Below are 26,681 nucleotides of genomic sequence, written 5' to 3' on the forward strand. Positions count from 1 at the left end.
TACCCTCCACCTTGGTATAATGGTATGACATTAACCGGGGGTCGAGAGGGGTCACGCAATGACGGGCGGAACGCTCATCGTCGGTGCCAGCCAGGCAGGTCTCCAACTGGCGGTCTCCCTGCGGCAGTTGGGAGACATGGAACCGATCGCGCTGGTGGGCGAGGAGCGCCATCCGCCGTATCAGCGGCCGCCGCTGTCCAAGGAGTTCCTGGCCGGCCACGCCGACGCCGAGTCCCTGGCCTTCCGTTCGCCCGCCTACTACGCCGACGCGGGCATCGATCTCGTCAGCGGGGAACGCGTCACCGGGATCACGCTCGCCGGCTCCGGCCGCCCGGGCTCCGGAGCGGCCCGGACCTCCGGCGGACGCACCCTGTCCTTCGACCGGCTGGCCCTCACCGTCGGAGCCGGACCCCGGCGGCTCGACGTCCCCGGCGCCGGGCTGGACGGCATCTGTTCGCTGCGGGACCGTGACGACGCCGCCGAGTTGCGCACCCGGCTCGGCTCCGCCTCCCGCGTCGTGGTCGTCGGCGGCGGGTTCATCGGCCTGGAGGCCGCCGCCGTGGCCCGCGGGCTCGGCAAGGACGTCACCGTCGTCGAGGCGGCCGACCGTCTGATCGCCCGCGCGGTCGCGCCCGTGGTCTCCGAGTTCTATCTGCAGGCGCACCGGCGGCGCGGCACCCGGGTGCTGCTGTCGACCGGTGTCACCGGCTTCGAGGGAACGGACGGCCGCGTGGGCGCGGTACGGCTGAGCGACGGCTCGACGCTGCCCGCCGACCTCGTGCTGGTCGGGGTCGGTGTCGTGCCCCGCACCGAACTCGCCGAGCAGCTGGGGCTGGAGTGCGACGGCGGCATCGTCGTCGACGCCTGTGCCCGTACGAGCAATCCGCACATCACCGCCGCCGGGGACTGCACGGTCCAGCCGCACCCCCTGACGGGGCTGGGCCGGATCCGGCTGGAGTCGGTGCAGAACGCCGTGGCGCAGGCGACGGCCGCTGCCGCCACGCTGCTCGGCAGGCCTGAACCGGCGCGGACGGTGCCCTGGTTCTGGTCGTACCAGGGCGATCTGAAGCTGCAGATCGCGGGGCTTGCGGCCGGATACGACGAGTACGTCGTACGGGGTGAGCCGGACGACGAGCGGTTCTCCGTCCTCTACTACCGCCGGGGCGAGCTCCTGGCGGTGGACGCGGTCAACAGCCCGGCCGACTACATGGCGGTCCGCAAGGCCCTCACGGACGGCAGGACCGTCCCGGCCGCCCTGGCGGCCGATCCCGCGACGCCGCTCAAGACCCTGCTGACGGCCCGCACCGACGCCGTGACGTCGGCCTGACGAAGCAGCCGGCCGGAGTCAGGGCTTACCGCCCTCGCTCCGGCCGAAGTGCCTTGCCCGTCAGATGACCGCCGCCTCCAGCGACTCAGGGGCGAACAGTTCCTCCGGCTCCCACCTCCGGGCGGACAGCCCCTGCTCGTGGTGGTAGCGCAGGAAGGTCGCGAGGGTCTCCCGGTTGCCCTCGACGCCGTAGGACCAGTAGTCCCGGCCCATCAGCTCCCGGGCCTCCTCCAGCTGGGGTGTCAGCCAGGGCAGCATGAAGCGCAGGGCCGAGGTGTCGTAGAGGGTGTCGTAGGCGGCGTCCTTGGCGGACAGCAGCGCCTTGTACAGGGACTGCGCGACCCAGCGGTGCCGGTCGTAGACGTCCCGGCGGATCACCACGACATGCATGACCGGGAAGATGCCGGTCGCAGCGTAGTACTCCTTCTCCGCGGCGACGACGTCCGGGAACACCCGTCGCACGCGCGGATCCCCCGCCGTGAAGGGGCTCGGCACGCGGGGAGTGCACAGGGCGTCGATCTCGCCCTCGGCGAGCATCTGCGCGAGCGTGCGGTCCTCGGGGATACGGCTGATGCGCAGCGAGTCCGGCAGGTCGACGCCCGCCTTCTCGATGCGTCCCGGCGTCTCCTGTCCGCCGGTGAAGTAGCTGACGGAGTCGACGGGCACGTCGTGGCGGTCGGCGAGGATGCCGCGCATCCAGACACAGGCGGTCAGCTGGTACTCGGGGGTGCCGATCCGCTTGCCCCTGAGGTCCTCGGGCGTGGTGATGCCGGAGTCGGCATGGCAGTACAGCGCTCCGTGGCGGAACATCCGCGAGGTGTAGACGGGCAGGGCCACGAAGGGCGAGGGGTCGTTTCGCAGGGACAGGACGTACGAGGACAGGGACATCTCCGCCACCTCGAACTCCTGGTGGCGCATCATCCGGAAGAACGTCTCCTCGACGGGCAGGCGCAGATACGTCAGCTCGATGCCGTCGGGTCGGACCGTGCCCTCTTCCAGGGCGCGGGTGCGGTCGTAGTCGCCGCAGGCGAAGGTGAGTCGGAGTCGGGACATGGGTGTGGGCTACCTGCCTTCCGCCGTCAGTCGTGCGTCCAGCCGCGGGTACACGCGCCGGGCGTTGGTCTCGAAGACCTTCCTGCGCTGCTCGTCGGTGAGTGAAGCCCGGTCGACGTACTGCTTGGTGTCGTCCCAGGCGATCCCGGTCGCCGGGTCGACCCCGCGCACCGCACCCAGCATCTCCGAAGCGAACAGGATGTTGTCGGTGCCGACCACACGATGCAGCAGATCGATGCCCGGCTGGTGGTACACGCAGGTGTCGAAGTAGACGTTGTTCCTGAGGTGTTGGGCCGGGTCGGGGCGGCCCATCCGGACGGCCAGTCCGCGGTAGCGGCCCCAGTGGTACGGCACCGCCCCGCCGCCGTGCGGGATGACGAACCTGAGCGTCGGGAAGCGGTCGAACAGGTCGCCCTCGACGAACTGCATGAAGGCGGAGGTGTCCGCGTTGAGGTAATGGGCGCCCAGGGTGTGGAAGTTGGGGTTGCAGGACGTCGAGACGTGGATCATCGCGGGGACGTCCAGCTCGGTCATCATCTCGTAGAGCGGGTACCAGTACGGGTCCGTCAGCGGCGGTGCGTTCCAGTGGCCGCCGGACGGGTCCGGGTTGAGGTTGCAGCCGACGAAGCCCAACTGCTCCACGCAGCGGCGCAGTTCGGCGATCGCGTCGTCGAGCGGGCCGTTCGCGGTCTGGGGCAGCTGGCAGACGGCCGCGAAGTGCTGGGGGAACAGGCCGACGACGCGCCGGACGAGGTCGTTGTTCGCGCGGGCCCAGTCGCGGGCGGTGGCCGGGTCCGGCGCATGGTGTGCCATGCCGGAGGCCTTCGGCGAGAAGAGCATGAGGTCGGCGCCGCGCTCCCGCAGAACCTTGAGCTGGTTGTGCTCGACACTCTCCCGGATGGCGTCGTCACTGATCGCCGCGGGCTGCGGGGCGGGGAGCGACGGGTCGGCGAGCCGGGCCAACTGTGCATCGCGGAAGGCCTGGTGCTGCGGCGGGGCCGTCGTGTAGTGGCCGTGGATGTCAATGATCATCGGTCGGCTCCCGGTCGACGTAGGTCAGGCCCTTGCGGGCCAGTCGCTCGCGCATGTCGTTGATGTCGAGGCCGAGTTCACCGCTCGCGTAGCGTTTGCGCAGTGCGGCTTCCCGTTCCTCGCGGACGCGGGACGCCGCGAGCACGGCGGTCGCTTCGAGCCGGGGCACGACCACCACGCCGTCGTCGTCGGCGACGATCACGTCGCCGGGCGCGATCCGCTGTCCGGCGCAGACGATCGGGGTGTTCACGTCACCGAGGGTCTCCTTGACCGTGCCGAAGGCGCTGATGTGCCGCGCCCACACGGGAAAGCCCATCCTCTTGAGGTCGGCGACGTCGCGGCAGCCCGCGTCGATGACCAGGCCGCGCACTCCGCGTGCGGCGACTGCGGTGGCGATCAGGTCGCCGAAGTAGCCCGCCTCGGAAGGAGAGGTGGGGGCCACGACGAGGACGTCGCCGTCGCGGCACTGCTCGACCGCGACATGGATCATCCAGTTGTCGGCGGGCGGCACGCTGACGGTCACGGCGGTGCCGGCGATGTGCGCGCCCGACCAGACGGGCCGCAGCGCAGGGTCGAGCAGGCCGGTGCGCGCCTGGGCCTCGTGGACGGTGGCGACGCCGAACTCGGCGAAGGCGTCGACGGTCGCGCGGTCGGCGCGGCGGGGATCGCGGACGACGATGCTCATGCCGCCGCCCAGGGCAGCAGGGAGACGTGCACGGCGTCCTCGCCGCTCTCGCCGCCGACGGTACGGATGGCACGGTCGGCCTCGGCGAGCGGGAAGCTGTGGGTGCTCAGCTTCTCCAGCGGGAAGCGGCCCGACGCGAGCTGCTCCAGGGCGAGTTCGCAGGCGCGGTAGCTGTGGCCGCGGGCGCTCTTGAGGGCGATCGACTTCTCCGTCAGCTTCTTCATGGGGAAGTCGGGGAAGGCGGCCAGCTCGCCCTGGGCGACCATGACGCCCTCGCGCCGCTTGAGGGCGTCGATGCCGAGCAGGACGGGGGCGGTACCGGCGCCCGCCGTGCAGTCCAGGACGACGTCGACGCCCCGGCCGCCGGTGATCTCCAGGACGGCGGTGAGCGCGTCCTGCTGGGTCACGTCGATGACGTGGTCGGCGCCCAGCTCCCTGGCCAGGGACAGCCGCGCGGCGTCCCTGGTGGTGCCGGTGACGATGATGAGGGAGGCGCCCGCCTGCTTGCAGGCGACGACCTGGGACAGGCCCTGCTGGCCGGGGCCCTGGATCAGGACGGTGGAGGCGTAGCCGACACCCGCGGTGACCAGGGCCCACTCGATGCCGTTCGACAACGGGGTGACCAGGCCCGCGAGTTCGGCCGAGACGCCGTCCGGCACGCGGTGCGTCACCGCGTTCCACGGCAGGTAGAGGTACTGCGAGAAGCCGCCCCACAGGCGGCCCGGGTTGTCTGCCGAGGTGTAGCCGTAGCGGCGGGCGTCGGGGTTGGTGCGCCAGTCTGTGGCCTCGCAGTGGCGGTACTCGCCCCGGTGGCACCACTCGCAGCGGAAGCAGCCGACGTAGTGCTCGACGAAGATACGGTCGCCCTCCGCGAGGCCCTTGCGTTCGGTGAAGGTGCGTCCCGCCTTCGCGATGACGCCCACGTTCTCGTGCCCCATGATCACCGGGTCGGGGAAGGGCGGCTTGCCGTACATCTTCACGTCCGTGCCGCAGATCCCGGCGACCTCCACCTTCAGCAGGGCCCCGTCGTCGGGTATGTCCGGCATCGGGAACTCCCTCAGCTCGGTCCGGCCGGGCGCCGTCCGTACGGCCGCCAGCACCTGTTCCGCCATGACGTCGTCTCCTCACGTTCGGGGGTGACGACAGTCTATGGACGAATGGACTAACCATGCTACCTTTCGGCGCATGGTGATACCTCAGCTCAGGACAGTGACCCGTACCCAGGGCAACAACGAGGCGCTCAAGACCGGGGCGGTGACGCCCCACGGCTTCGCGTTCGAGTTCGAGGAAGTGCCGGTGCTGGTGCAGGCGTTCCGGCGGATGGTGCGCGAGAACGAGTTCGACATCAGCGAGATGGCGCTGACCACGTATCTGGTGGCGAAGGCGCACGGCGCGCGCTTCACGGCCGTGCCCGCCTTCCTGGTGCGCGGCTTCCATCACGGCGCGATCTTTTACGACCCGTCGTCCGGAGTGCGCGAGCCCAAGGACCTGGAGGGCCGCAGGGTCGGCGTCAGCCGGGGCTACACGGTGACAACCGGGGTCTGGGCGCGTGCGGTCCTCGCCGAGGAGTACGGCGTCGACCTCGACAAGGTGACCTGGGTGCTGTCCGGGGACGAGCACGTGGCCGAGTTCCGGCCGCCGGCGAACGTCGTACCGCTGGAGGCGGGGCGCTCGCTGGAGGAGTCCGTGATCGACGGTGACCTGGCCGCGGTGATCGGCCCCAGGCCCGAGTCGTCCGCGCTGGTCCCGCTGATCCCCGACGCCGAACGGGCCGGACTGGCGGCGCTGCGCGAACGCGGGCTGTACCCGATCAACCACCTGGTGGTGATCCGGGACGAACTGCTCGCCGAGCGGCCGGAGTTGGGGGCGGACGTCTTGGACGCGTTCGCCCGCGCCAAGGGGCTGTACGTGGACCGGCTGCGGGCCGGCGCCGGCGACTCCCCCACCGACCGCATGTACCGGCGGGTCATGGACGCGACCGGCACGGATCCACTGCCGTACGGGATCGAGCCCAACCGCGCCGTGCTGGAGCGGCTGATGCGGCATGCGATCGACCAACGGATCCTCGAACGGCCTCTGCCGCTGGAGGAGTTGTTCGCAGAGACGACCCGCACACTGACCGCGTGACCGCAGCGTGCCTGCCTGACTGCCTCATCGCGTGACCGCGTGACGGCCCGACCGCCTGCCGCGTGACCGTCCGACCGTTCGACCGCCTCGCCGCCAGACCCCCGACCGCCTGCCGCCTGCCGCCTGCCGCCTGACCACCCGATCGCCTCACCACCCGACCGCCAGACCGCCTCAACGCCCGACCGCCAGACCCCCGACCGCCGCACCGCCAGACCACCCGACCGCCTCACCACCAGACCACCGGACCGTCAGACCGCCTGCCGCCTCACCGCAGACCGCCCGACCGTTTGCCGCGTGACCACCCGACCGCTTCACCGCCTGCCGCCTGCCGCCTCACCGCCTGTCGCCAGACCGCCCGACCGTCAGACCGCCTGCCGCCAGACCGCCAGACCCCCCGACCGCCTCACCACCCGACCGCCTGCCGCCCGACCCGCCGAAGGGACACCGATGCGCATCGCCATCGCCGCCGACCACAACGGTTTCGCCCTGAAGACCCGGCTCACCGACTGGCTCACGGCCGCCGGGCACATCGTCGATGATCGGGGCAGTCACTCCGACGGGACGGTGGACTATCCGCCGCTGTGCGCGGATGTCTGCCGCGAGGTGACCGACGGCCGCGTCGACCGCGGCATCGTTCTCGGCGGCAGCGGGCTCGGGGAGACCATCGCCTGCAACAAGCTCCGCGGGATACGGGCCGGGCTCTGCCACGACCTGTGGAGCACGCGCATCTCCCGGGGCAACAACGACTCCAATGTCCTCGTCCTCGCGGCGAAGGTCCTCGCGCCGGAGGTGGCGGAGGAGATCGTGGAGGTGTGGCTGAGCACGCCGTTCAACGGGGGTGTGCATGCGCGCAGGCTGGCGCAGATCGCCGAGTTGGAGCGGGTCGCCTCGCAGGGCTGAACAGAACGGCGCGGCCACGGCTTCGAAGCCGTGGCCGCGCCGTTCTTCACGCCGGCTTCCGGGACAGGAACTCCAACACCCGTGCGGGCGCGGTCTCTTCCGTCTGTTCGGCCACCGGGACGTCCCAGTACTCGTTGTCCGCAAGGCACTCCTGCAAGTACCGCGCGGCCGACGGCGCGTGCGAGGTGTCCTGGCCCGGCACGATCAGCGCCGGTACGTCGAGAGCGAGCAGGTCCTCGGGCTCGGGGCCCGGCACCGTGTCGCGGTCGAACAGCAGGCGGGCCATGCCGGACACCGTGGAGCGGTAGCGGGCGGGGTCCGTGCGGGCGTAGCTGTCGGCGAACTCCGTGTCGGTGCGGATCACTTGGGCCCACGGGCCGACCCGGGGGTCCTTGGTGAAGCCCTCGTCGGTGCCGCGGGCCAGGGTCACGACCGCCTGCGGGCCGTGTTCGTCGACGTAGGCGAGATGACGCTGGAAGCGCTCGTGCTGCTTCATGCGGTACTTGACGCCTCCGGCCGGTGAGTACAGCACCATGCTCAGGACGCGTTCGGGGTGGGCCACCGCGACCGACGCCACGGTGGAGCAGCCGACGCAGCCGCCCATCAAGTGGGCCTGCCCGATGCCGAGATGGTCGAGGAGGCCGACGCCCTGACGGACGTAGTCCGCCCACGAGATCCGCTCCAGCCGGCCGCCGGAGCGGCCCGACTCGCGCCGGTCGAAGGTGATGCAGGTGAACTTCTCGCCGAGGTGGTCGAGCAGGCGCAGCCGACGATAGACGCCGACCGTGCGCCAGCTCTCCAGGCTCGAGTCGAAGCCACCGGGCGAGAACATCAGCAGGGGTGGCCCCGAGCCGGTGACCTCGTAGCGCGTGCCGATCCCGTCGATGACGGCCGTGGACATGTCGTACTCCCTTTCTGGGCGAGGTTCAGGTCGCCGGCGGGACGGGAACACCGCCGGCGACCTGGCGCGCGGCCCGAACGTCCGTCGCGTAGGCGGTGATCGCGTGCGCCATGCGCACACGGCCACCGGGCGAGAACAACAACAGGCACGACCCCGGACCGGTGACCTCGTTAGGCGTGCCGATCCCGTCGATGACGGCCGTGGACATGTCGTACTCCCTTTCTGAGCGAGGTTCAGGTCGCCGGCGGGACGGGAACACCGCCGGCGACCTGGCGCGCGGCCCGGACGTCCGCCGCGTAGGCGGTGATCGCCTCCAGCGTGGTGCGGGCTACGTTGGCGTAGGTCTTCGTGGGATCGTCGAGGTTCGAGGCGGCGTAGCCGATGGCCGCGTGGGCCATGCGCATCCGGCCGTCGAGCCAGGGGCCGCCGCCGAAGCCGCCGACCACGGGGACGGAGACGGCCTCGGCGACCGCGGCGCCCACCACCGGGCCGGAGTTGGTGAAGTTCAGCAGGACCGCGCCCGCGTCCTCCAGCCGCTTCGCCTCGGCGATCATGGCGTCCTTCATCTCCTCCGGCACCTGGTCGGCGGAGGAGGGGATCGCGTGGTACTCGACGCCGTAGCGCAGCGCGGTCTGCGGGGTGATGCCGAACTGCGCGAAGACCGGGATGCCGGCGCGGGTGATCGCCTCGACGGCCTCGGGGAAGTCGGCGGCGCCGTCCAGCTTGACCAGGTCGACCCCGGCCTCCTTGACGAACCGCACCGCCGCGCGGACGGCACTGTCCGTGCCCTCCTGCAGCGGGCCGAACGGGAAGTCGACGCTGACCAGGGCCCGTTCGACACCGCGCCGCACCGCCCGGGCGACGACGACCATCTCGTCCATCGTCACCTCGAAGGGGTTGGAGTGGCCCCACAGGTTCACGCCGACGGTGTCGCCGACGGAGACCAGCTCCACTCCCGCCCGGTCGACGATGCGCGCGATCTGGTAGTCCCAGGCGACGACGCCGACGATCTTGCGGCCCTCGTCCTTCATCCGCTGCAGACCGCGCGGTGTGACCTTCTCGGACATGTGCCGGGCCTCCTAGACCCTGAGTGCGGTGAGCAGTTCGAAGGCGTCGGCCTCGTCGGCGGACAGCAGCAGGACGCGGGCGTACGGCCGCAGTGCGGCGACCGCGTCGTCCGCCTCGAAGCCGTCGCCCAGGACCACACCGGCGGTGGTGATGCCCCGCCGCCCGCAGATCCTGCCGATCGCGGCGGCGGCCGCACGGCCGCCGTCCTCGGTGGCGAGGACGACGACCACGTCGGTGCCGGTCAGCACCTCGTCCAACGGGGCGGCGGCGCCGTCGAGTTCACGCAGCCGTGCATCGCCGTCGCTGGTGTAGAAGCGGGCATGGGCCCAGGGGCGTGCCGCCAGGTTGCGGGCGACGGTGGCCGCCCGCTCGTCCAGGGCGACGACCCGGGCGGAGCGGGCGGGCCGGATCGGTACGTCGATCCGGTACCGGGACTCGCTCGCCGAGGCCGCGCGGGCGCTCTCGCTCAACTGCAAGGTGGGCGTCGTCATGTCACACCGAGGCCTGCGGGACGCCGGGTGTCACCTTGACCGCGTCGCGGCAGGAGTCCAGGAAGGACTCGGCCTGCGGCAGCACCACCGCCGCCGAACGCACCTTGTGGTGCTCGGGGTTGACGCCGGGCGGGGTCACGCCCTCGTCGCGCAGGGCGATGGCGGCCTTGCGCAGCTTCTGCCGGGCCTTGATGATCCCGCTGTCGGCGGGCACCAGGCGCTCCTTGGAGCGGTCGACGATCGGGCCCATGCTCTCCTGCAGCGAGGCGTCCTGCATGGCGATGCCGGCCACACCGGAGTAGGTCTCGCCGCGCTTCTGCGCCTCCCGGTCGATCAGATAGTCGTTGTCCATGTTGGCCATCGGCCGGTAGGTGCCCGGGATGTTCTTGCTGTGCACGCCGTGGCCGTCGATCATCGCCTGCCGTTCGGTCTCGGTGAGCGGGCGCACGGGGTGGTAGTCGAAGGAGTACGTCCAGCAGTTCTCGTCGTCGATCGGCACCCAGAAGTGGCCGTGCACGGGGTGGTCGCCGCGCGGCGGGACCATGGTGAAGGCCGGCATCACATAGGGCGTGATCCGCCAGTAGTACTTGCCCTCCTCGGCGTTGCGCCGGGCGCCGACGAAGAGTCCGCCCTCGCTGTCGGCGACCTCGAAGAAGGGCTTGGTGTCGTTCATGTTGTACTCGTTGCCCTTGGCGCCCCGGAACAGCGGGTCGGTCTTCAGGCCGCCGGAGTGCAGGAAGGTGACATGGCTGGAGTCGATGCCGCCCTCGAAGGCCTGCAGCCAGTTGCACTGCTGCCAGCGCTTGGAGGTGTAGGTCTGCTCCGGCGGGACGTGCACCCACTCGAACTCGGGCAGCGGGGGCTGGGTGGCCCGGTCGCCCATGTAGGTCCACAGCACGTCGCCGATCCGCACCAGCGGGTAGGAGGTGAGCTGGACGTTCTGGCAGAAGCTGCTGTTGTCGGCCTCGGAGGGCACCTCGATGCACTGGCCGGTGACGTCGTACTTCCAGCCGTGGTAGGGGCAGCGCAGGCCCGAGCCCTCGTTGCGGCCGAACCAGAGGGAGGCGCCGCGGTGGGCGCAGAACTCGTCGACCAGGCCGTAGCGTCCCTCGCTGTCGCGGAAGGCGACCATGCGCTCCGACAGGAGCTTGACGCGCACGGGCGGGCAGTCGTTTTCGGGGAGTTCCTCGGCCAGCAGGGCGGGGATCCAGTACTGGCGGAACAGCTCGCCCATCGGCGTTCCCGGACCGGTCTGGGTGAGCAGTTCGTTGATGTCTTTCCTGAGCACAGCCGTTTCCCTTTCAGGTACTGACCCGTGGCCGGGTCGTGGACGTCGGTGCCGGGCGGGGCGCCGCGGTCAGGGCTGTTCCGGCGGGATCTCCACGGTCAGTCCGCCCAGCTCCTGGGTGACGCGGATCTGGCAGGACAGCCGGCTGGTGTCGCGCCGTTCGGCCACCGCGAGGTCGAGGAGGTCGTCCTCCATCTCGCCCGGCGGGCCGACCAGCGGCGCGAACTCCTCGCGCACCCAGACATGGCAGGTGGCGCAGGACTGATTGCCGCCGCATTCGGCGACGATCCCCGGCACACCGTTCTTCACCGCGGCCGTCATGACCGAGTCCCCGACCGTCGCATCGACGGTGTACTCGGGACCGTCACTGCCGACGAAGATCACCTTGGGCAAGGTCCCTGTTTCCTCTCGCGATCGGCGGATTCCACTGCGGACGAGCAGGCCGACAGGGCCACATTCCCGGTCCGGTGGTCTGTCCATTAGACCAGATGCTGAGAACGGGAAACAAGAGACGGGACACGGGGTCACAATCGGCGGCATGCGAACGCTGATCCTTCTGCGCCACGGCGAGAGCGCGTGGAACTCCAAGAACCTGTTCACCGGCTGGATCGATGTGGACCTGACCCCGCGGGGCGAGGAGCAGGCCCGCGACAGCGGGACCTTGCTGCGCTCGGCGGGCCTGCTGCCGCGGTCCGTGCACACCTCCGTGCTGACCCGCGCGGTGCGCACCGCGCGCCTGGCGATGACGGCGGCCGGCCTCGCCCACACCCCCGTCGCCCGGCACTGGCGGCTCAACGAGCGGCACTACGGCGCCCTCCAGGGCCGCGAGAAGAGCGAGATCCTGCGGGAGTTCGGCGAGGAGCGCTTCCGGCAGTGGCGCCGTTCCTACGACGCGGCGCCGCCGCCCGCGCCGGAGGGCGGCACCGCGGACGTGGCGCACGATCCGCGCTACGCGGACCTGCCGCGCGAGCTGCTGCCGCGCACCGAGTCGCTCGCGGACGTCACGGCCCGGCTGCTGCCGTACTGGCACGAGGCCGTCGTGCCCGATCTGCGCGCGGGCCGGACCGTGCTGGTCGTCGCGCACAGCAACTCGCTGCGGGCGCTGGTCGCCCATCTCGACCGGCTGAGCCGCGACGAACTGCTGGAGCTGAACATCCCCACGGGCATGCCCCTGCGCTACGACCTGGACGAAGAGCTGGCTCCGCTGGTGCGCGGCGGACGCTATCTGGATCCGCGCGCCGCCGCCGAGGGCGCGGCCGAGGTGGCCGATCAAGGTCGCAGACGACTCGGCACGACTCGTTGACGGCTCTCAGGGGTGGCCTTATGGTTCTACCAATCCACCCCCTGTGAATGTCAGCACATGTCGTGCTGAACGAGCCGACCGGGAAGGGCCCACATGGCCAAGGACGCGATCGTCAACGACACCCTGGCGGCGAAGTTCGCCACCGAGAAGGACTCCCCCTACACCCGCTGGGTGGCCGCCGAAGGCCTGGACATCATCGCCGCCCACTACATACCCGACCTGCGCACGGTCGAGCTGAAGCCATGGGAGCGACGCGGCGGCCGGGGCGTGTTCATCAACCACGAAGCCACCCGCACCTCCAACGACTGCTACGTCTGCGAGATCCCGGCGGGCGGCAAACTCGCCCCGCAGCGGCAGCTGTTCGAGGAGATGATCCTCGTCCTGGAGGGCCAGGGATCGACCAAGGTCTGGAACGACGCCGGCGCCGAGGTCAGCTTCGAATGGCAGGCCGGATCGATCTTCGCCATCCCCCTCAACGCCCACCACCAGCACTTCAACGGCTCCGGCCGCAAGGCGGCCCGCTTCGTCTCCTCGACGAACATGCCGCCCGTCATCAACCTCTACGGCGACCCCGACTTCGTCTTCGGCACCCCGCGGGACTTCCCGGACCGCTTCAACGGCGAGCCCGACTACTTCTCCCCCAAGGGCGAGCAGAAGGGCCTGCTGCTCGACACCAACTTCGTGGCCGACTCGGTCAACCTGCCGCTGGTCGAGGCGAAGGAGCGCGGCGCCGGCGGCGGACACATCCGGTTCGCGATGGCCAAGGGCTCGATGAACAGCCACATCTCGCAGTTCCCGACCGCCACCTACAAGAAGGGCCACCGGCACGGACCGGGCGCCCACGTCATCATCCTGTCCGGCGAGGGCTACAGCCTGATGTGGCCGGAGGGCGAGGAGCCGCGCCGCTACGAGTGGGGCCCGGGCTCGCTGATCGTGCCGCCGAACATGTGGTTCCACCAGCACTTCAACACCGGTACCGAGCCGAGCCGTTACCTCGCCTTCAAGCACGAGGTGGTCTCCGTGCGCAACGCCCAGGGCGTGCCCAAGGCGTGGATCAGCAAGCGCATCGGCGGCGACCAGATCGACTACGCCGACGAGTCGCCGTATGTGCGCGAGACCTTCCGCGAGGCGCTCGCCAAGCACGGCATGGAGCCGCGGATGGACGCCGTGTACGAGGCGGAGCTGGCCACGCTCCCGCCACTGCCGGAGCAGCCCGCCACCGTCTGACCCGTGCACCGTCCATGAAGGAGCGCGATCGTGCCGCACACCGAAGGACACGACCACGACGACGGGGTGCGCACGGTTCACTCGGCGTACCTCCCCGATCACGACCATCTGCACGACGACGAGGACTACGGGGCGCTGGAGGACAACCCGATCTGGCAGCAGGACAATGTCACACTGCACAGCGTCGGCATGGACATCGGCTCCTCCGGCACCCAGGTCGTCTTCTCGCGGCTGCATCTGCGGCGCATCAGCGAGGACCTGACCAGCCGCTACCTGGTGGTGCGGCGGGAGACCCTGCACCGGTCCCCGGTGGAGCTCACCCCGTACGCCGACGACGAGTACATCGACGCTCCCGTGCTCGGCTCGATCATCGACCGGGCCTACCGTGCCGCATCCGTCGAGCCGGCCGACGTCGACACCGGCGTCGTGATCCTCACCGGCGAGGCGCTGCGCCGCCGCAACGCCGAGGCCATCGCGGGCATCCTCGCCGAGCGCGGCGGCGAGCTGGTGAACGCGAGCGCCGGCCACCACATGGAGGCGATGCTGGCCGCCTACGGCTCGGGGGCCGCAAAGGCCTCGTACGAGAGCGGACGGCGCATCCTCAACGTCGACATCGGCGGCGGGACCACCAAGCTCGCCGTCCTCGACCGCGGACAGGTCGTCGCCACCGCGGCGGTCCACGTCGGCGGCCGGCTCCAGGTGGTCGACGGGACGGGCCGGATCGTCCGGCTCGACCCGGCCGGGGGCGAGCACGCCGCCCGCGCCGGGTTCGCCTGGAAGACCGGTGACACCGTCACCGGTGAGGAGCTGACGCTGGTGGCGGAGTCGATGGCGCGGGCGCTCGTCGAGGCCGTCACCGGCGATCCGCCCTCCCCCGCGGTCCGCGCGCTGTATCTCACCGATCCGCTGCCCGAGCCCGGCCCGATCGACGGGGTGATGTTCTCGGGCGGGGTCGGGGAGTACGTCTACGGGCGCGAGGAGGAGGACTTCGGCGACCTCGGCCGCCGTCTCGGCCACGCGCTGCGCCGGCACGTGGACGCGGGGGCACTGCCGTATCCCCTGCTGCCCGCGGGCGAGTGCATCCGGGCCACGGCGCTCGGGGCCTCGGAGTACAGCGTGCAGCTCAGCGGCAACACGGGCTGCATCTCGGACCCGGACGCGCTGCTGCCGCGCCGCAATCTGCAGGTCGTGCGGCCCGTGTACGAGCTCGGGGAGGTGGTGGACGCCGACACGGTCGAAGCGGCGGTCCGCCGCCGTCTGGTCGCCCTCGACGTCGCACAGACCGGCACGGACATCGCCCTCGCCCTGTCGTGGAGCGGACTGCCCAGCCATGAGCGGCTGCTGCCCTTCGCCCGCGGCATCCGGGACGCCGTCGCCGAGCGCACGGCCGCGGGACGCCCGCTGTACGTCGTGCTCGACGGGGACGTCGCCATGACGCTGGGCAGGCTGCTGCGCGAGGAGCTGGACGTCACCGGGGACGTGCTCGTCATCGACGGGCTGAGCCTGCGCGACTTCGACTACGTCGACATCGGACGGCTGCGTTTACCGTCCAACACGGTCCCGGTCACCATCAAGTCGCTCGTCTTCGGCCAGGACCCCCGCTGAGCCGCCGGGTGCCTGTCCCGGGGCACCCGGCCCGGTCCTGGAAACCCTCCGGACTCCGGCGCGTAACAATAAAGCAAAGCTCTGGTCCGGTGGTTAGACCATAAGACCTCTCCTGCTGTTTTATGCAGGGACCCGACACACGGTCGGACGTGATCCGCAAAGCGTTCCCCGGTCGCCCGACGACTTCCCCGTCCCACCGTCGGCGCGGCCGTGTCCCCCACACTCTGTGCTCTTCCGTCCGCACCACGAGCCGTTCGCCTCGTCCAAGGAGTGTGCGATGCGTCAAGGTGCTCTCCCCGCCGGCCTGCTGGCCGCGGGTCTCGTTCTCACCGGCTGTGGCGCCTCTCCCACCGCCGGCACCGCCGGTTCCGCTCCCGAGAAGAACCCCTACGCCCCCTACGAGTCGCTCACCGGAAGCAAGCGCACCGACAAGCTGCTCGCCGACGCCAGGAGCGAGGGCGGCACGCTCGATCTCTACACCTCCAACACCGACATCCAGGACCTGGTCGACGCCTTCCAGAAGGCGTACCCGGGCATCAAGGTCCACGCCTTCCGGGCCAACTCCGAGACCGTGCTGCAGCGGGCGATCCAGGAGAACGACGCGAACAAGCCGCAGAACGACGTCATGGACACCAACGACCTCGAACTGCGCGCCCTGGACTCCCAGCATCTGCTGCACGCCTACAAGGGACCCGCCGAGGCGGGCCTGAAGGACGCCGCGAAGAACCTCGGCGGCTGGACGGCCGAGCGCTTCAACGCCTTCGTCGTCGGCTGGAACACCAACCAGGTCAAGAAGGGCGAGGAGCCCACCGACTTCGCGGACTTCGCCGACCCCAAGTGGAAGGGCAAGCTCTCCGTCGAGGTCGGCGACTGGGACTGGTACGCGTCCATGCACACGTATCTGACCGAGGAGAAGGGGATGTCCGGCGCCCAGGCGGACGCCCTGTTCAAGAAGATCGCCTCCAACGTGAAGGTGGTCAAGGGCCACACGGTGCAGGGCGAACTGCTCAGCGCCGGACAGTTCGCGGTGGCGCTCTCGGTCTACAGCCACACCGTCGACAAGGCCGCGAAGAAGGGCGCGCCCGTCGCCTGGCGGCCGGCCGTCGAGCCAGTGATCCTGCGCCCCAACGGCGTCGCCCTGATGGCCCGCGCCCGGCACCCCGCGGCCGCCCTGCTGTGGACCGACTGGGTCCTCGGCCCCGGCCAGAAGGTGATCGCCGAGTCGCTGCGCATCCCCGCGGCCAAGTCGGTGCCCGGCTACACGGACCCGATCCCGCCCGGCACCAAGACCTACAGCCTCTCGAAGACAGCCGAGACCGACACCAAGAAATGGAACACCGCCTACGACGCGCTGCTGCGCGGCGTCCCGGCGGCGGGCTGAGTCGCACATCCCCGTATCGCATCTCTTCCAGGAGAGCACCGCATGAGCACCCGTAACACCACCCTCGCCGTGGCCGTGCTGCTGGTCGCGGCCGTCACCACCGGATGCGGCGGTGCCGTCACCACCGCATCCAATGCCAAGGCCAGCGGCGTGTACACGCAGATCGCCGGCCTCCCCAAGGACCAACAGCGCGCCAAGGCCCAGGAGCTGGCCAAGAAGGAGGGCAGCACGCTCTCCCTCTACACGTCGATGACCGCGGACATCGCGACTCCGGTCGCCGACGCCTTCGAGAAGAAGTACGGCATCCATGTCAACGTCTTCCGCGGCAACTCCGAGACCGTGCTCCAGCGGGCCATGCAGGAGGCCCAGGCCGGCAAGGCCGGTGCCGATGCGGTGGAGACCAACTTCCTGGAGATGACCGCCCTCTCCGACAACAAGATCCTGGCCGACTTCAACGGCTCGGCCCTCGACAAGGTGGAGCCCACGGGCAAGTTCAAGAACTGGACGGCCAGCCGGTTCAACGTCTTCCAGCCCGCCTGGAACACCGACCTGATCAAGCCCGGCCAGGAGCCGCACAGCTGGGAGGACCTGGCACTGCCCAAGTACAAGGGCAAGGTGACCCTCGAGGTCAGCGACAGCGACTGGTTCGAGAACGTCACCAAGTACTGGCTGGACCACGGCAAGTCCCAGGCCGAGGTCGACACGCTGTGGAAGAAGATCGCCGCCAACGCCAAGGTGGCCAAGGGCCACACGACGATGATGCAGTTCCTCACCGCGGGCCAGACGCCCATGGAGGCGATGAACTACACGTACATCACGGACCGCGCCGCCGAGAAGGGCGCCCCCGTGACCCATCTGCCCAAGAGCGGCAAGTCGTCGATCCCCGCCTTCGGCCGGCCCAACGGCGTCGGCATGATCAAGGACGCCCAGCACCCGGCCGCCGCCTGGCTGTTCTACGACTGGCTGCTCACCGACGGCCAGAAGGAGCTGGTCAAGCTCGGTCTGACCCCGTCGACGAAGGTCTCGGGCGACAAGAGCCTGACCGGCATCACGCTGGTGCCCTTCGACGTCAAGGGACTGAGCAAGGACGACGGCAGCTGGGACAAGAAGTACGACGCACTGCTGCGCGGCGTCGCGTCCGTGGGGAAGTGACCGCCGATGACCCTCGCGACCACCACCTCGCGTGACGACGGCCCGGGACCCGCGCCGGTACCGGAGTCACCCGGCGTCACCCGTCCCGGCCGGCTCGTCCGGCTGCTGAAGCGCCCGCTGTCCCTGCAGGGGCTGCTGGTCGGCGGCGCCGTGATCATCGTCGGCTATCTCGCGGTCGTGCCGCTGGGCTATCTGATCCACGACACGTTCCTGAGCGCCGACGGCAACGGCGTCTCCTTCGGGGCCTTCTCACGGGCCTACGGCGGCAACTCGCAGTCCGGCGAGATGATGCTCAACTCGCTGTGGTTCGCGGTCGGCGCCGCCGCGCTGGCCCTGATCCTCGGCACCGCGCTCGCCTACATCCAGGTGCGCACGGACACCCCGTTCAAGGCGCTGTTCTTCGCCGCGTCGCTGGTGCCGCTGATCGTGCCCGGCATTCTGTACGCCACCTCGTGGATCTTCCTCGGCGACCCGTCGAGCGGACTGCTCAACGCCCTCGTCTTCAAGCCCCTGTTCGGCTCCAACCCGATCAACATCTACAGCGTGTGGGGCATGATCTGGGTGCAGGGGCTGCATCTCGCGCCGGTCGCGTTCCTGCTCATGGTCGCCGCCTTCCGCGCGATGGACCCCTCGCTGGAGGAGTCCGCCGCCATGTCGGGGGCAAGCAGGATGACCGTGCTGCGCCGGGTCACGGTGCCGCTGCTGCGGCCCGCAATGATCTCGGCGGCGCTGCTGATGTTCGTGCAGTCCCTGGAGAGCTTCGAGGTGCCCGGCCTGCTCGGACTGCAGAACGGCATCTACGTCTTCACCAGCCGCATCTACTTCGTGCTGCGGGCCTACCCCGTCGACTACGGAGCCGCCGGGGCGTACGCCATCGGCCTGCTCGTCATCGCCGCCATCGGCGTGCTGCTGTCGGCCTGGCTGCAGCGCTCCTCGCGCAACTTCCAGACGGTCACCGGCAAGGCCTTCCGTCCCCGCCCGGTCGAACTGGGCCGCGCGCGGCCGTTCGTGGGCGCGGGAGTGATCCTCTACTTCCTGCTCACCGTCGTCCTGCCGGTCGCGGTCCTCGTCTACGCCTCGCTGCTGAAGTACTACGCGGCACCGTCGCACAAGACGCTCAGCCAGATGACGCTGGCCAACTACCGCACCGTCCTCAACATGCCGCTCGCCTTCACGGCGCTGAAGAACTCGCTGATCGTCGGACTGGGCGCGGCCACCGCGGTGATGCTCCTGACGTCGATCGTGTCCTGGGTCGTCCTGCGCACCAAGGCGCCCGGCCGGCGGGCCCTCGACCTGCTGGCCTTCACCCCCATCGTCATCCCCGGGCTCGTCCTGGGCCTCGCGCTGTCGTTCGTCTACCTGCGGATGCCGCTGCCGATCTACGGCACGCTGCTGATCCTGCTGGTGTCGTACTGCACGCGCTATCTGCCCTACGGCATGCGCTACTCGTCGTCGGCCATGGCGCAGATGTCCCCCGAACTGGAGGAGTCGGCCGCGGTGTCGGGCGCCTCCTGGTTCCAGACCTTCCGGCGCGTGGTGCTGCCGCTGATGAGCGGCGGCATCCTGGCCGGCTGGGTCTACATCCTCGTCGTGTCCTTCCGCGAGCTGTCCAGCACGATCCTGCTCTACAGCCCCGGCAAGGAAGTGCTGTCGGTGCTGATCTGGGAGCAGTTCGAGAACGGCCAGTTCACCACCCTGGCCGCGCTGGGCGTCCTGATGGTCGTCCTGCTCGTCGTGCTGGTCTCCGTCGCCTACCGGCTGGGCGCCCGCTTCGGGCTGCAGAACGACTCCGCGAACTAACCGAAGGAACCATCAGCGATGTTGACGGTCGAATCCCTCAAGAAGAGCTACGACGACACGTCGGGACGCAAGGCGAAACGCGGTTCCGGGGCGGGCACTCGGGTGTACGCCGTGGGCGGGGTCGACTTCGAGGTCCACGACGGCGAACTGTTCACGCTGCTCGGCCCCTCCGGCTGCGGCAAGACCACGACCCTGCGCTCGGTCGCGGGCCTCGAACGCCCGACGGAGGGGCGGGTGACGCTCGGCGGCAAGGTCCTCTACGACCACGAGCAGGGCATCAACATGCGGGCCAACCGGCGCGGACTCGGCATGGTCTTCCAGTCGTACGCGATCTGGCCGCACATGTCGGTCTTCAAGAACGTCTCCTTCCCGCTGGACGTGCTGCCGCGCGGCAAACGCCCGGACCGCAAGGAGATAGAGGACCGCGTCGGACAGGTCCTCGATGTGATCGAGCTCGGCGCCTACGCCTCCCGGCCCGCCACCAAGCTCTCCGGCGGCCAGCAGCAGCGCCTCGCCCTGGCCCGCGCCCTGGTGACCCGGCCCGAACTGATGCTGCTCGACGAGCCGCTGTCCAACCTGGACGCCAAGCTCCGCGAGACCATGCGCTTCGAACTCAAGCGGCTGCAGCGGGAGTTGAACCTGACCGCGATCTACGTGACACACGACCAGTCCGAGGCGCTGGTGATGTCCAACCGGATCGCGGTGATGAACCAGGGCCGTATCGAGCAGATCGGCAAGCCCCGCGAGATCTACACCAAGCCGGCCACCCGCTTCGTCGCCGAGTTCATCGGCACCTCCAACTTCATGGAGGCCAAGGTGGTCTCGGTCAAGGGCGACGAGGTGCAGGCCGACACCGCGCACGGCCGGATGGTCGCGCGCGGGGTGGAGCGGACGCCGGGCATCGGCGACACGGTGCTGATCTCGATCCGGCCGGAGTGCGTCGACCTGTCCCGCGAGCGGCGCGGCGACGTGCCCAACGAGTGGTCCGGCACGATCCGCAACCGTGCCTTCATGGGCGACGTCGTCGACCACATCGTGGGCGTGGGCGACCTGGAGATCCGCAACCGCTCCAACCCCAACCTGTCGATCCCGCCCGGGACCGAGGTCCACTTCACGGTGGCCCCGGACAAGGTGACCCTGGTCCCGGTCGACTGAGCGATGCCGATACCCCAGGTACTGCGCAACCGCGACTTCACGCTCTACTGGAGCGGCGTCGTCCTCTCCCAGATCGGGACCCGGGGCGCCGTCGCCGCCAATCTCTACCAGGTGTACCAACTCACCGGCTCCACCGCCCAGGTGGGGCTGGTGGGCCTCGCCCAGGCCGTCGCGCTGCTGGTCCTCTCCCCGATCGGCGGGATCTACGCCGACCGGCTGGACCGGCGCCGGCTGCTGCAGGCCACGCAGGGCATCGCGCTGGTGGTGTCCGCGGGCCTGGCCGCGATCACCCTGGCCGGTTCCGCCACGGTGTGGACGGTCGTCGTCTCCTCGCTGCTCGCGACGGCGGCGGCGACCTTCGACCAGCCGGCCCGGCAGGCCCTGATCCCGGCGATGGTGCCCCGCGAACGGCTCGTCGAGGCGTTCGCGCTCCTCAACCCCTCGCGCGAGCTTGCCGTCCTCGTCGGGCCGGCGTTCGCGGGCGTACTGATCGCCGTCGGCGGGCCGGGCGCGGTCTACGTCTTCGACGCCGTCACCTACGCCGTGCTCGTCGTCGTCCTGGCGGTGCTGCGCGTGCCGCCGCTGGTCGCCGACACCGAACGGCGCTCGCTGCTGGAGAGCCTGCGCGAGGGCGTGCGGTATGTCGCGCACCGGCCGGTGGTCTGGCAGTTGATGGGCCTGGACATGACGGCCACGGTGTTCGGCGCCTACCGGGTGCTGCTGCCGGCGTTCGCCGCGGACGTCCTGCATGTCGGCGCCACCGGCTACGGTCTGCTGTCCGCCGCACCCTCGGCTGGCGCCCTGATCGGCTCGGTGTGGGTCTTCCGGCTGGTGCGCACGGCGCGTGCCGGACGGATCGTGCTGTGGGGAACGGCCGCGTACGGTCTGGCCGTTGTGGGCCTGGCGCAGGCGCGGGTGTTCGCCGTGGCCATCGTCATGGCGCTCCTGCTGGGCGCGGCCGACGCGGTCGCGACCACCGTCCGCCATGCCGCCGTGCAGGTGGAGACCCCCGACGAACTGCGCGGCCGGGTCTCGGCCATCTACCAGATGTGCTCGCGGGGCGGTCCCGCGATCGGCGACTCGGTGATGGGTCTGGCCGCGGGCGCCCTCGGTCCGATCGCGGCGCTGACCGTCGGAGGCCTGGTGCCCACCGCCGTCTCCGTGGCGAGCGCGGTGCGCAGCCGCACGGTCCGCGAGTACAGCGTGCCCCGCCCCGAACCCGCCACCTCCTGAAACCGCACCTCGAACTCCCCGCTCCATTCCGCCTGTTGGGAGACACCTTGAGTACGCACACCACGACCGAAGTCACCCATTACCACGTGCAGAAGCGCCGACGAGCCGCGTTCATCGAGGAGTGGCGCAAGACCCACCGCACGATCGTCGCGCTGGAAGACGTCGAGATGCACCCCACCGAACGGGGCAGCCGGGTGGGCGTCTACGTCGGCGCCGACGGCGACCGGCCGACGCGCACCATGGACGCGCTCGCCCACGAGATCGACCCGGGGACGACGACCACGCTGCACCGGCACTCCTGGGACGCCATGGTGTTCGTCGTGGCCGGCTGGGGCTGGACCGAGATCGACGGCAAGCGCGTCGACTGGGGCCCCGGCGACTCGCTGCACCTGCCGGCCTGGGCCTGGCACCGCAGCGGCAACGACGGTGACACGACGACGCGTTACCTGACCTTCTCCAGCGCGCCGCTGCTGGAGACGATGGGCATGGCCGTGATCGAGGACGCCGGGCACACCCCGGTCTCCGAACTGCCGCCGCGGCCCGCCTTCTCCCCCGGCCGCGACGGCGCCGACCCGTACGCCAACCGGCTGCGCCGGCTCGCCCGCGACCAGGAGGCCCGCCGCTCGGGCCGCCTGCACACCAGCTGGGACGAGCTGGAGCTGCGCAACACTCCGCGCGGCACCCGGACGACCTTCCTGCTCGACCGCGCCATCGGCTACCAGGCCTCCGGCATCACCATGGCGATGTTCGAGATCGGCCCGGGCCGCGCCCAGTCGATGCACCGGCACCCGGGCGAGGCCTGGCTGTACGTCGTCGAGGGCTCCGGCGAGAGCTACCTCGGCACCGAGCCGGAGGGCGGCGAGAAGCACCCGTGGAAGAAGGGCGACATCATCGTCGTCGACCACTTCCTGTGGCACCAGCACATCAACTCCCACCCGGAGCAGACCGCCAAGGTGGTCCGCATCCATATGTTCGACAGCCTGCTGGAGACCATGCGCGCGCTGTGCGATCCGCTGGTGCTGTTCGAGGAGCCGCCGGACCACATCCGCGACGCGCAGGCCGGCGACCCGTCGACGATCAAGTGGCCGGCGCTGACGCGCCCCACGTGGCCGTGAACGGGGGCGGCACGCGGTGAGCGAGACACTGCCGCACGGCGTCGCGGGCATCCATGCGCTGCCCGCCGACCACCACGACGGGCCGTGGGACTCCGTGATCGTGGAGGACCGGCTGAAGGAACGGCTGCTGGCGACCGCCGTCCTCGTGCTGCGGCACGGGCGGCGGCTGGCCGGCTCGGCGGTGGCACCGCACGGGCTCGTGGTGCTGGCGGGACCGCCGGGCACCGGGAAGACCACGCTGGCCCAGGGGCTCGCGCAGGCCGCGGCCCGCACGCTGGCGCAGCAGGGGGCGACCACCCTTGTCGAGGTCGATCCGCACGCCTTCCCCAGCGAAATGCTCGGCGAGAGCCAGCGCTCGGTCTCCCGGCTGTTCCGGGAGACCCTGCCCGAGCTCGCCGCCCGCCGTCCGCACACGATCGTGCTGGTCGACGAGGTCGAGGCGCTCGCGGTGCGGCGGCACTCGGCCTCCTTCGACACCAATCCCGTGGACGTGCACCGGGCGACGGACGCCGTGCTCAGCGGACTCGACGCGCTACGGGCACAACGCCCCGGGACGCTGCTGGTGGTGACGACGAACTTCGCCGAGGCCGTGGACGAGGCGTTCCTGTCCCGGGCCGATCTCGTCGTCCGCACCGAGCTGCCCGACGAGTCGGTGGTCCCGCTGATCGTCGCCGACTCGCTGCGCGGTCTGGCGGCGCAGTGGCCCGAACTGGCCGTCCTGGCCGAGGACTCGGCGGTCCACCGCAAGGTGGGCAAGCTGCTGCACGGTCTGGACGGGCGCCGTATCCGCAAGACGGTGCACGGTGCGCTCGCGCTGCGTCTGGAGACGGCGCGTGATCCGGCGCTGCTGAATCTCGACGACCTCGTCGCGGCCGCCGAGGAGGCGGCGGCGGAACGAACCTGACACCGCCGACGCCACTTCGGCCCCACACCCCCTCGCACGGGTGTGGGGCCGAACTCGTGAGCCCGTCAGGCGTTCTGCGCCGGCTCGTACTCGGGCGCGTCCTCCATGAAGTGCACCGTGTCGTAGCCGAGGTGCTTGAAGACGCGGTTCTGCGCCGACAACACCCTCAGGGGCGTGCCGTCGTGGGCGAAGAGCTGGCAGACGTGGTTCTGCGGCACGTACAGCGTGTCGCCCTTGGTGATCTCGTGGCGGGTGGGCTCCTTGGCGATGCGCGCATAGTACTTCTCCGCGATCTCCGCCTCGACCTCCCACTGCAGGGCGTAGCCGCCGCCGTCGAGGACGTAGAAGACCTCGTCGGCCATCTTCCAGTACTTGCCGGAGCGGCTGCCGGTCGGGATGTCGAGCTCGAAGGCGTCGATGGAGAAGATGCGGGCGTCGGTGCGCTCGGGCGAGGACATCACGCGTACGCGGCCGAGCGGGGTGTTCTCCCACGTGGTGTCGCCGACGCTGATGACCTTCTTGCGGTCCAGCACGCCGGGCGTCCAGATCCGCGACCAGTCCTCGCGGGGCCCGAACTCGGCCTCCCGCTCGACCGGTCCGCTGCGCCCCTGCTGCAGCAGGCCCATGAACATCCAGGTGCTCTTGGCCTTCACCACCAGGGCGGTCGCGGTCTCGCCGTAGGGGTTGAAGTGACGGTGCACGGAGTCGGTGTGGACGAAGACGAGGTCGTCCTTGGTCCAGTCGTAGCGCCGGTCGTCGTGGATCTCGTAGCCGCGGCCCTCGAGGATGTAGAAGGCCGCCTCGTTCTGGTGGCCGTGTCCGTGGTTGCTGGACTCGGGCGGCAGTTCGACGAAGTGGACCTGGATCGTCTGGGTGAGGAACTCCTCGTCGCCCGGGCCGACCCGCCACCACGTCCGGGACTTCTCGCTGTCGCCGGAGTGGGCCACCTTCGCGTCGTCGACGACCACCGAGTCGTCGCGCACCCGCTTGACGGCCAGCTGCCGTCGGCGGAACTCCCCGAGCCCGTACGTCTCCGAGGTCAGGCCGCGGACGAAGACGCGTCCCTTCTTGCCCATGGTGCCTCCTGTGAGGGTTCGAGCCCTCTTCTGGATAACGGTCATTGGATGACTGGCCGCTGGATGACTGATGGTCTAACCATAATGCCTTCAGGCGGGACACAAAAGAGTCCCGGGCCCAACCGGACCCGGGACTCGATCAGTTGTGGATCACTCGGATCCGGTCACTTGGCGGAGCCGCCCTTCACCCGCGACGCGGTCCGCCTGATGTGGGTGCGCATGATCTCCGTGGCCGTCTCGACGTCGCGCGCGGCCACGGCGTCCACGAACTTGCGGTGCTCCTTGGAGCCCTGGTGGCCCATCTGCGGCTCGACGCTCTGCGCCTCGCGCAGGCTCATGAGCAGGGGGCCGTGGAAGGACTGGACGAGCATCTCGATCGCCGTGTTGTGCGTACAGGCCGCGACACGGGTGTGGAAGTCGGCCGACATCTCCATGTCGTACACACCCTGCTTGACCGCTTCGGCGTGCTCCTCGCACAGGGCGCGCAGACTCTCGATGTCCTCGTCGGTGGCGCGCTCCACGACGAGCGGCACGATGCCGAGTTCGAAGACGATCCGCGCCTCGGTGACCTCGGCCGCGGTCAGCGGCGACAGGGACAACAGGTCGGCCAGGCCCTCCCCCACCCGCTGCGACGACGGCGCCGTCACGAACGCGCCACCACGGGCACCGACCCGGATCTCGACCAGGCCGCTGGCCTCCAGGCTGCGCAGCGCTTCGCGCACGGTCACCCGGCTGACGCCGAACTGCACGCACAGCTCGCGTTCGCTGGGGAGCCGGTCGCCCGGTTGCAGACGCTGCTCCTTCAGCAGCAGCTTGATCTGCTCCACGATCAGCTGGGAGACACGGCTGGAGGAGACCGCCTTGAACAGACCGTCCGCGGGGGCGGTCTTCTTGGCAGGCGTCGTCCCGTCGTTCTCAGCGCGTTGAGGCTGGCTCGGTCGCGATGGCATGCGCGCATTGTCCCATGGTCAGAGGGTCCGTTGACGTCATCCTACGCAATGGCTTAAAGTCATACCAACAGTCCAATAGCTTGCGGGTGAATCGTACGCGAGGAGACCGACACGGACATGAGATTCCCCGAGAGCTCCCAAGAAGCACTGCGTGAACGGATCGTGCTGGCCTGCCGGGTGCTCGCCGTCACCGGCCTGGTCGAGCACATCCTGGGTCACGTCAGCGCCCGCACCGGCCCCGAGTCGCTGCTGATCCGCGGGCGCGGTCCCGAGGAGCGCGGCCTCGCCTTCACCGTCGTCGACGACGTCCAGCAGGTCGACCTCGACGGCAAGGGCGAGGTCCCTGCGGACTGGCGGGTGCCGAGCGAACTCCCCATCCACAGCGAGGTGCTGCGCGCCCGCCCCGAGGTCACGGCCGTCGTGCACGCGCATCCGCCGGCGGTGGTCGCCGCGTCCGTCGCGGAACTGCCGTGGCTGCCGATCGTCGGCTCCTACGACATCCCGGCCGCCCGCCTGGCCCACGACGGCATCCCCGTCTGGCCCCGCTCGGCGCTGATCCGCCGCCGCGACCTGGCCGAGCAGATGACGGCCTCGCTCGGGGACCGCCCCGTCGTCGTCCTGCGCGGCCACGGCCTCGTCGCCGTCGGCACGGGCGACCCGGCCCATGCCGTCGCGGAGGCCGTCACGCGCGCGCTGGCGGTGGACTCACTGGCCCGCACCGCTCTCGCCGTCGCGGCGACCGGCGCACCGCTGCAGCCGATACCCGACGAGGACATCGCCGAACTGCCCGACCTGGGACCGGCGTTCAACGTCGCCGCGATGTGGCGCCATCTGACCGCCCGGGTGGAGCACGAGGGCCCCGCCACTCCCCTGCGCGGCTGACCCGCGCCACCCCGGCGCCCAGGCTT

General features: G+C 70.3%; 26 protein-coding genes. 14 read left to right on the forward strand and 12 right to left on the reverse strand.

The genetic code is table 11. The annotated features are described in order from the left end of the window. The first annotated feature begins 58 nt into the window (after positions 1 to 58). Positions 59 to 1,327: an NAD(P)/FAD-dependent oxidoreductase gene (locus MQN93_RS22145; RefSeq protein WP_242710940.1), complete on the forward strand. Its 1,269-nt coding sequence runs from the start codon at positions 59 to 61 to the stop codon at positions 1,325 to 1,327. A 60-nt stretch (positions 1,328 to 1,387) separates the two neighbouring features. Here MQN93_RS22145 and MQN93_RS22150 read toward each other — a convergent pair whose 3' ends face one another. The 4 genes from MQN93_RS22150 to MQN93_RS22165 are packed head-to-tail and all read right to left on the reverse strand — an operon-like array spanning position 1,388 to position 5,209. Further along, positions 1,388 to 2,380 (reverse strand): substrate-binding domain-containing protein, encoded by a 993-nt coding sequence (locus MQN93_RS22150; RefSeq protein WP_242710941.1) that lies wholly within the window; start codon positions 2,378 to 2,380, stop codon positions 1,388 to 1,390. 9 nt (positions 2,381 to 2,389) lie between these two features. Next, entirely contained in the window at positions 2,390 to 3,412 is a 1,023-nt protein-coding gene (locus MQN93_RS22155) for an amidohydrolase family protein (protein ID WP_242710942.1), read from the reverse strand. Then, complete coding sequence (locus tag MQN93_RS22160; RefSeq protein ID WP_242710943.1) at positions 3,402 to 4,097, reverse strand: 4-carboxy-4-hydroxy-2-oxoadipate aldolase/oxaloacetate decarboxylase; 696 nt, start codon at positions 4,095 to 4,097, stop codon at positions 3,402 to 3,404. Before MQN93_RS22160 ends, MQN93_RS22155 begins: the two co-directional genes overlap by 11 nt. After that, complete coding sequence (locus tag MQN93_RS22165; protein WP_242710944.1) at positions 4,094 to 5,209, reverse strand: zinc-dependent alcohol dehydrogenase; 1,116 nt, start codon at positions 5,207 to 5,209, stop codon at positions 4,094 to 4,096. Before MQN93_RS22165 ends, MQN93_RS22160 begins: the two co-directional genes overlap by 4 nt. A gap of 73 nt (positions 5,210 to 5,282) precedes the next feature. Between MQN93_RS22165 and MQN93_RS22170 the strand changes: the two genes are divergently transcribed. Then, a complete protein-coding gene (locus MQN93_RS22170; RefSeq protein WP_242710945.1) occupies positions 5,283 to 6,224 on the forward strand; it encodes an ABC transporter substrate-binding protein in 942 nt (313 codons plus the stop codon). Between the two features lie 447 nt (positions 6,225 to 6,671). Beyond that, a complete protein-coding gene (gene rpiB / locus MQN93_RS22175) occupies positions 6,672 to 7,124 on the forward strand; it encodes a ribose 5-phosphate isomerase B (RefSeq protein ID WP_242710946.1) in 453 nt (150 codons plus the stop codon). Positions 7,125 to 7,170: 46 nt separating this feature from the next. Here rpiB and MQN93_RS22180 read toward each other — a convergent pair whose 3' ends face one another. The 6 genes from MQN93_RS22180 to MQN93_RS22205 form a co-directional block, all read right to left on the reverse strand. Further along, complete coding sequence (locus MQN93_RS22180) at positions 7,171 to 8,025, reverse strand: alpha/beta fold hydrolase (RefSeq protein WP_242710947.1); 855 nt, start codon at positions 8,023 to 8,025, stop codon at positions 7,171 to 7,173. Positions 8,026 to 8,050: 25 nt separating this feature from the next. Then, complete coding sequence (locus MQN93_RS22185; RefSeq protein ID WP_242710948.1) at positions 8,051 to 8,233, reverse strand: hypothetical protein; 183 nt, start codon at positions 8,231 to 8,233, stop codon at positions 8,051 to 8,053. Between the two features lie 25 nt (positions 8,234 to 8,258). Continuing rightward, positions 8,259 to 9,092, reverse strand: coding sequence for a 3-methyl-2-oxobutanoate hydroxymethyltransferase (locus tag MQN93_RS22190; RefSeq protein ID WP_242710949.1), 834 nt, complete (start codon positions 9,090 to 9,092; stop codon positions 8,259 to 8,261). 12 nt (positions 9,093 to 9,104) lie between these two features. After that, on the reverse strand, positions 9,105 to 9,584 hold the full coding sequence (locus MQN93_RS22195; protein ID WP_242710950.1) for a 3-methyl-2-oxobutanoate hydroxymethyltransferase: 480 nt from the start codon (positions 9,582 to 9,584) through the stop codon (positions 9,105 to 9,107). A 1-nt stretch (position 9,585) separates the two neighbouring features. Beyond that, a complete protein-coding gene (locus MQN93_RS22200) occupies positions 9,586 to 10,872 on the reverse strand; it encodes an aromatic ring-hydroxylating dioxygenase subunit alpha (protein WP_242710951.1) in 1,287 nt (428 codons plus the stop codon). 69 nt (positions 10,873 to 10,941) lie between these two features. After that, positions 10,942 to 11,256 (reverse strand): 2Fe-2S iron-sulfur cluster-binding protein, encoded by a 315-nt coding sequence (locus MQN93_RS22205; protein ID WP_234024405.1) that lies wholly within the window; start codon positions 11,254 to 11,256, stop codon positions 10,942 to 10,944. Between the two features lie 154 nt (positions 11,257 to 11,410). Here MQN93_RS22205 and MQN93_RS22210 point away from each other — a divergent pair, with 154 nt between their 5' ends. From MQN93_RS22210 to MQN93_RS22255, 10 genes are all read left to right on the forward strand, one after another. Next, entirely contained in the window at positions 11,411 to 12,175 is a 765-nt protein-coding gene (locus tag MQN93_RS22210; RefSeq protein ID WP_242710952.1) for a 2,3-bisphosphoglycerate-dependent phosphoglycerate mutase, read from the forward strand. 93 nt (positions 12,176 to 12,268) lie between these two features. Continuing rightward, positions 12,269 to 13,402 carry a cupin domain-containing protein gene (locus MQN93_RS22215; RefSeq protein ID WP_016433316.1) on the forward strand — a complete coding sequence of 378 codons (1,134 nt, stop codon included), beginning with the start codon at positions 12,269 to 12,271 and terminating at the stop codon, positions 13,400 to 13,402. A gap of 30 nt (positions 13,403 to 13,432) precedes the next feature. Next, the gene (locus MQN93_RS22220) at positions 13,433 to 15,007 is read left to right on the forward strand and encodes an ethanolamine ammonia-lyase reactivating factor EutA (protein ID WP_242710953.1); all 1,575 of its coding nucleotides are present in this window, start codon (positions 13,433 to 13,435) and stop codon (positions 15,005 to 15,007) included. Between the two features lie 277 nt (positions 15,008 to 15,284). Then, the gene (locus MQN93_RS22225) at positions 15,285 to 16,388 is read left to right on the forward strand and encodes an extracellular solute-binding protein (protein WP_242710954.1); all 1,104 of its coding nucleotides are present in this window, start codon (positions 15,285 to 15,287) and stop codon (positions 16,386 to 16,388) included. 42 nt (positions 16,389 to 16,430) lie between these two features. Further along, entirely contained in the window at positions 16,431 to 17,540 is a 1,110-nt protein-coding gene (locus MQN93_RS22230; protein WP_242710955.1) for an ABC transporter substrate-binding protein, read from the forward strand. 6 nt (positions 17,541 to 17,546) lie between these two features. After that, complete coding sequence (locus tag MQN93_RS22235) at positions 17,547 to 19,340, forward strand: ABC transporter permease (RefSeq protein ID WP_242710956.1); 1,794 nt, start codon at positions 17,547 to 17,549, stop codon at positions 19,338 to 19,340. 18 nt (positions 19,341 to 19,358) lie between these two features. Next, positions 19,359 to 20,495, forward strand: a complete 1,137-nt coding sequence (locus MQN93_RS22240) for an ABC transporter ATP-binding protein (RefSeq protein WP_016433321.1) — start codon at positions 19,359 to 19,361, stop codon at positions 20,493 to 20,495. Between the two features lie 3 nt (positions 20,496 to 20,498). Continuing rightward, positions 20,499 to 21,728 (forward strand): MFS transporter, encoded by a 1,230-nt coding sequence (locus MQN93_RS22245; protein WP_016433322.1) that lies wholly within the window; start codon positions 20,499 to 20,501, stop codon positions 21,726 to 21,728. A 47-nt stretch (positions 21,729 to 21,775) separates the two neighbouring features. Then, entirely contained in the window at positions 21,776 to 22,843 is a 1,068-nt protein-coding gene (locus tag MQN93_RS22250; RefSeq protein WP_242710957.1) for a cupin domain-containing protein, read from the forward strand. 16 nt (positions 22,844 to 22,859) lie between these two features. Beyond that, positions 22,860 to 23,747, forward strand: coding sequence for an AAA family ATPase (locus MQN93_RS22255; protein ID WP_242710958.1), 888 nt, complete (start codon positions 22,860 to 22,862; stop codon positions 23,745 to 23,747). A 65-nt stretch (positions 23,748 to 23,812) separates the two neighbouring features. Here MQN93_RS22255 and MQN93_RS22260 read toward each other — a convergent pair whose 3' ends face one another. Together MQN93_RS22260 and MQN93_RS22265 are read right to left on the reverse strand one after the other, a co-directional pair. Beyond that, entirely contained in the window at positions 23,813 to 24,823 is a 1,011-nt protein-coding gene (locus MQN93_RS22260; protein WP_242710959.1) for a cupin domain-containing protein, read from the reverse strand. Between the two features lie 164 nt (positions 24,824 to 24,987). After that, on the reverse strand, positions 24,988 to 25,773 hold the full coding sequence (locus MQN93_RS22265; RefSeq protein ID WP_242710960.1) for a FadR/GntR family transcriptional regulator: 786 nt from the start codon (positions 25,771 to 25,773) through the stop codon (positions 24,988 to 24,990). 117 nt (positions 25,774 to 25,890) lie between these two features. Here MQN93_RS22265 and phtC point away from each other — a divergent pair, with 117 nt between their 5' ends. Continuing rightward, a complete protein-coding gene (phtC, locus tag MQN93_RS22270) occupies positions 25,891 to 26,655 on the forward strand; it encodes a 3,4-dihydroxyphthalate decarboxylase (protein WP_242710961.1) in 765 nt (254 codons plus the stop codon). The last annotated feature ends 26 nt before the right edge of the window (positions 26,656 to 26,681 follow it).

The sequence above is a fragment of the Streptomyces spinosisporus genome (assembly GCF_022698145.1).
In the GTDB taxonomy this organism is placed as follows: Bacteria; Actinomycetota; Actinomycetes; order Streptomycetales; family Streptomycetaceae; genus Streptomyces; species Streptomyces spinosisporus.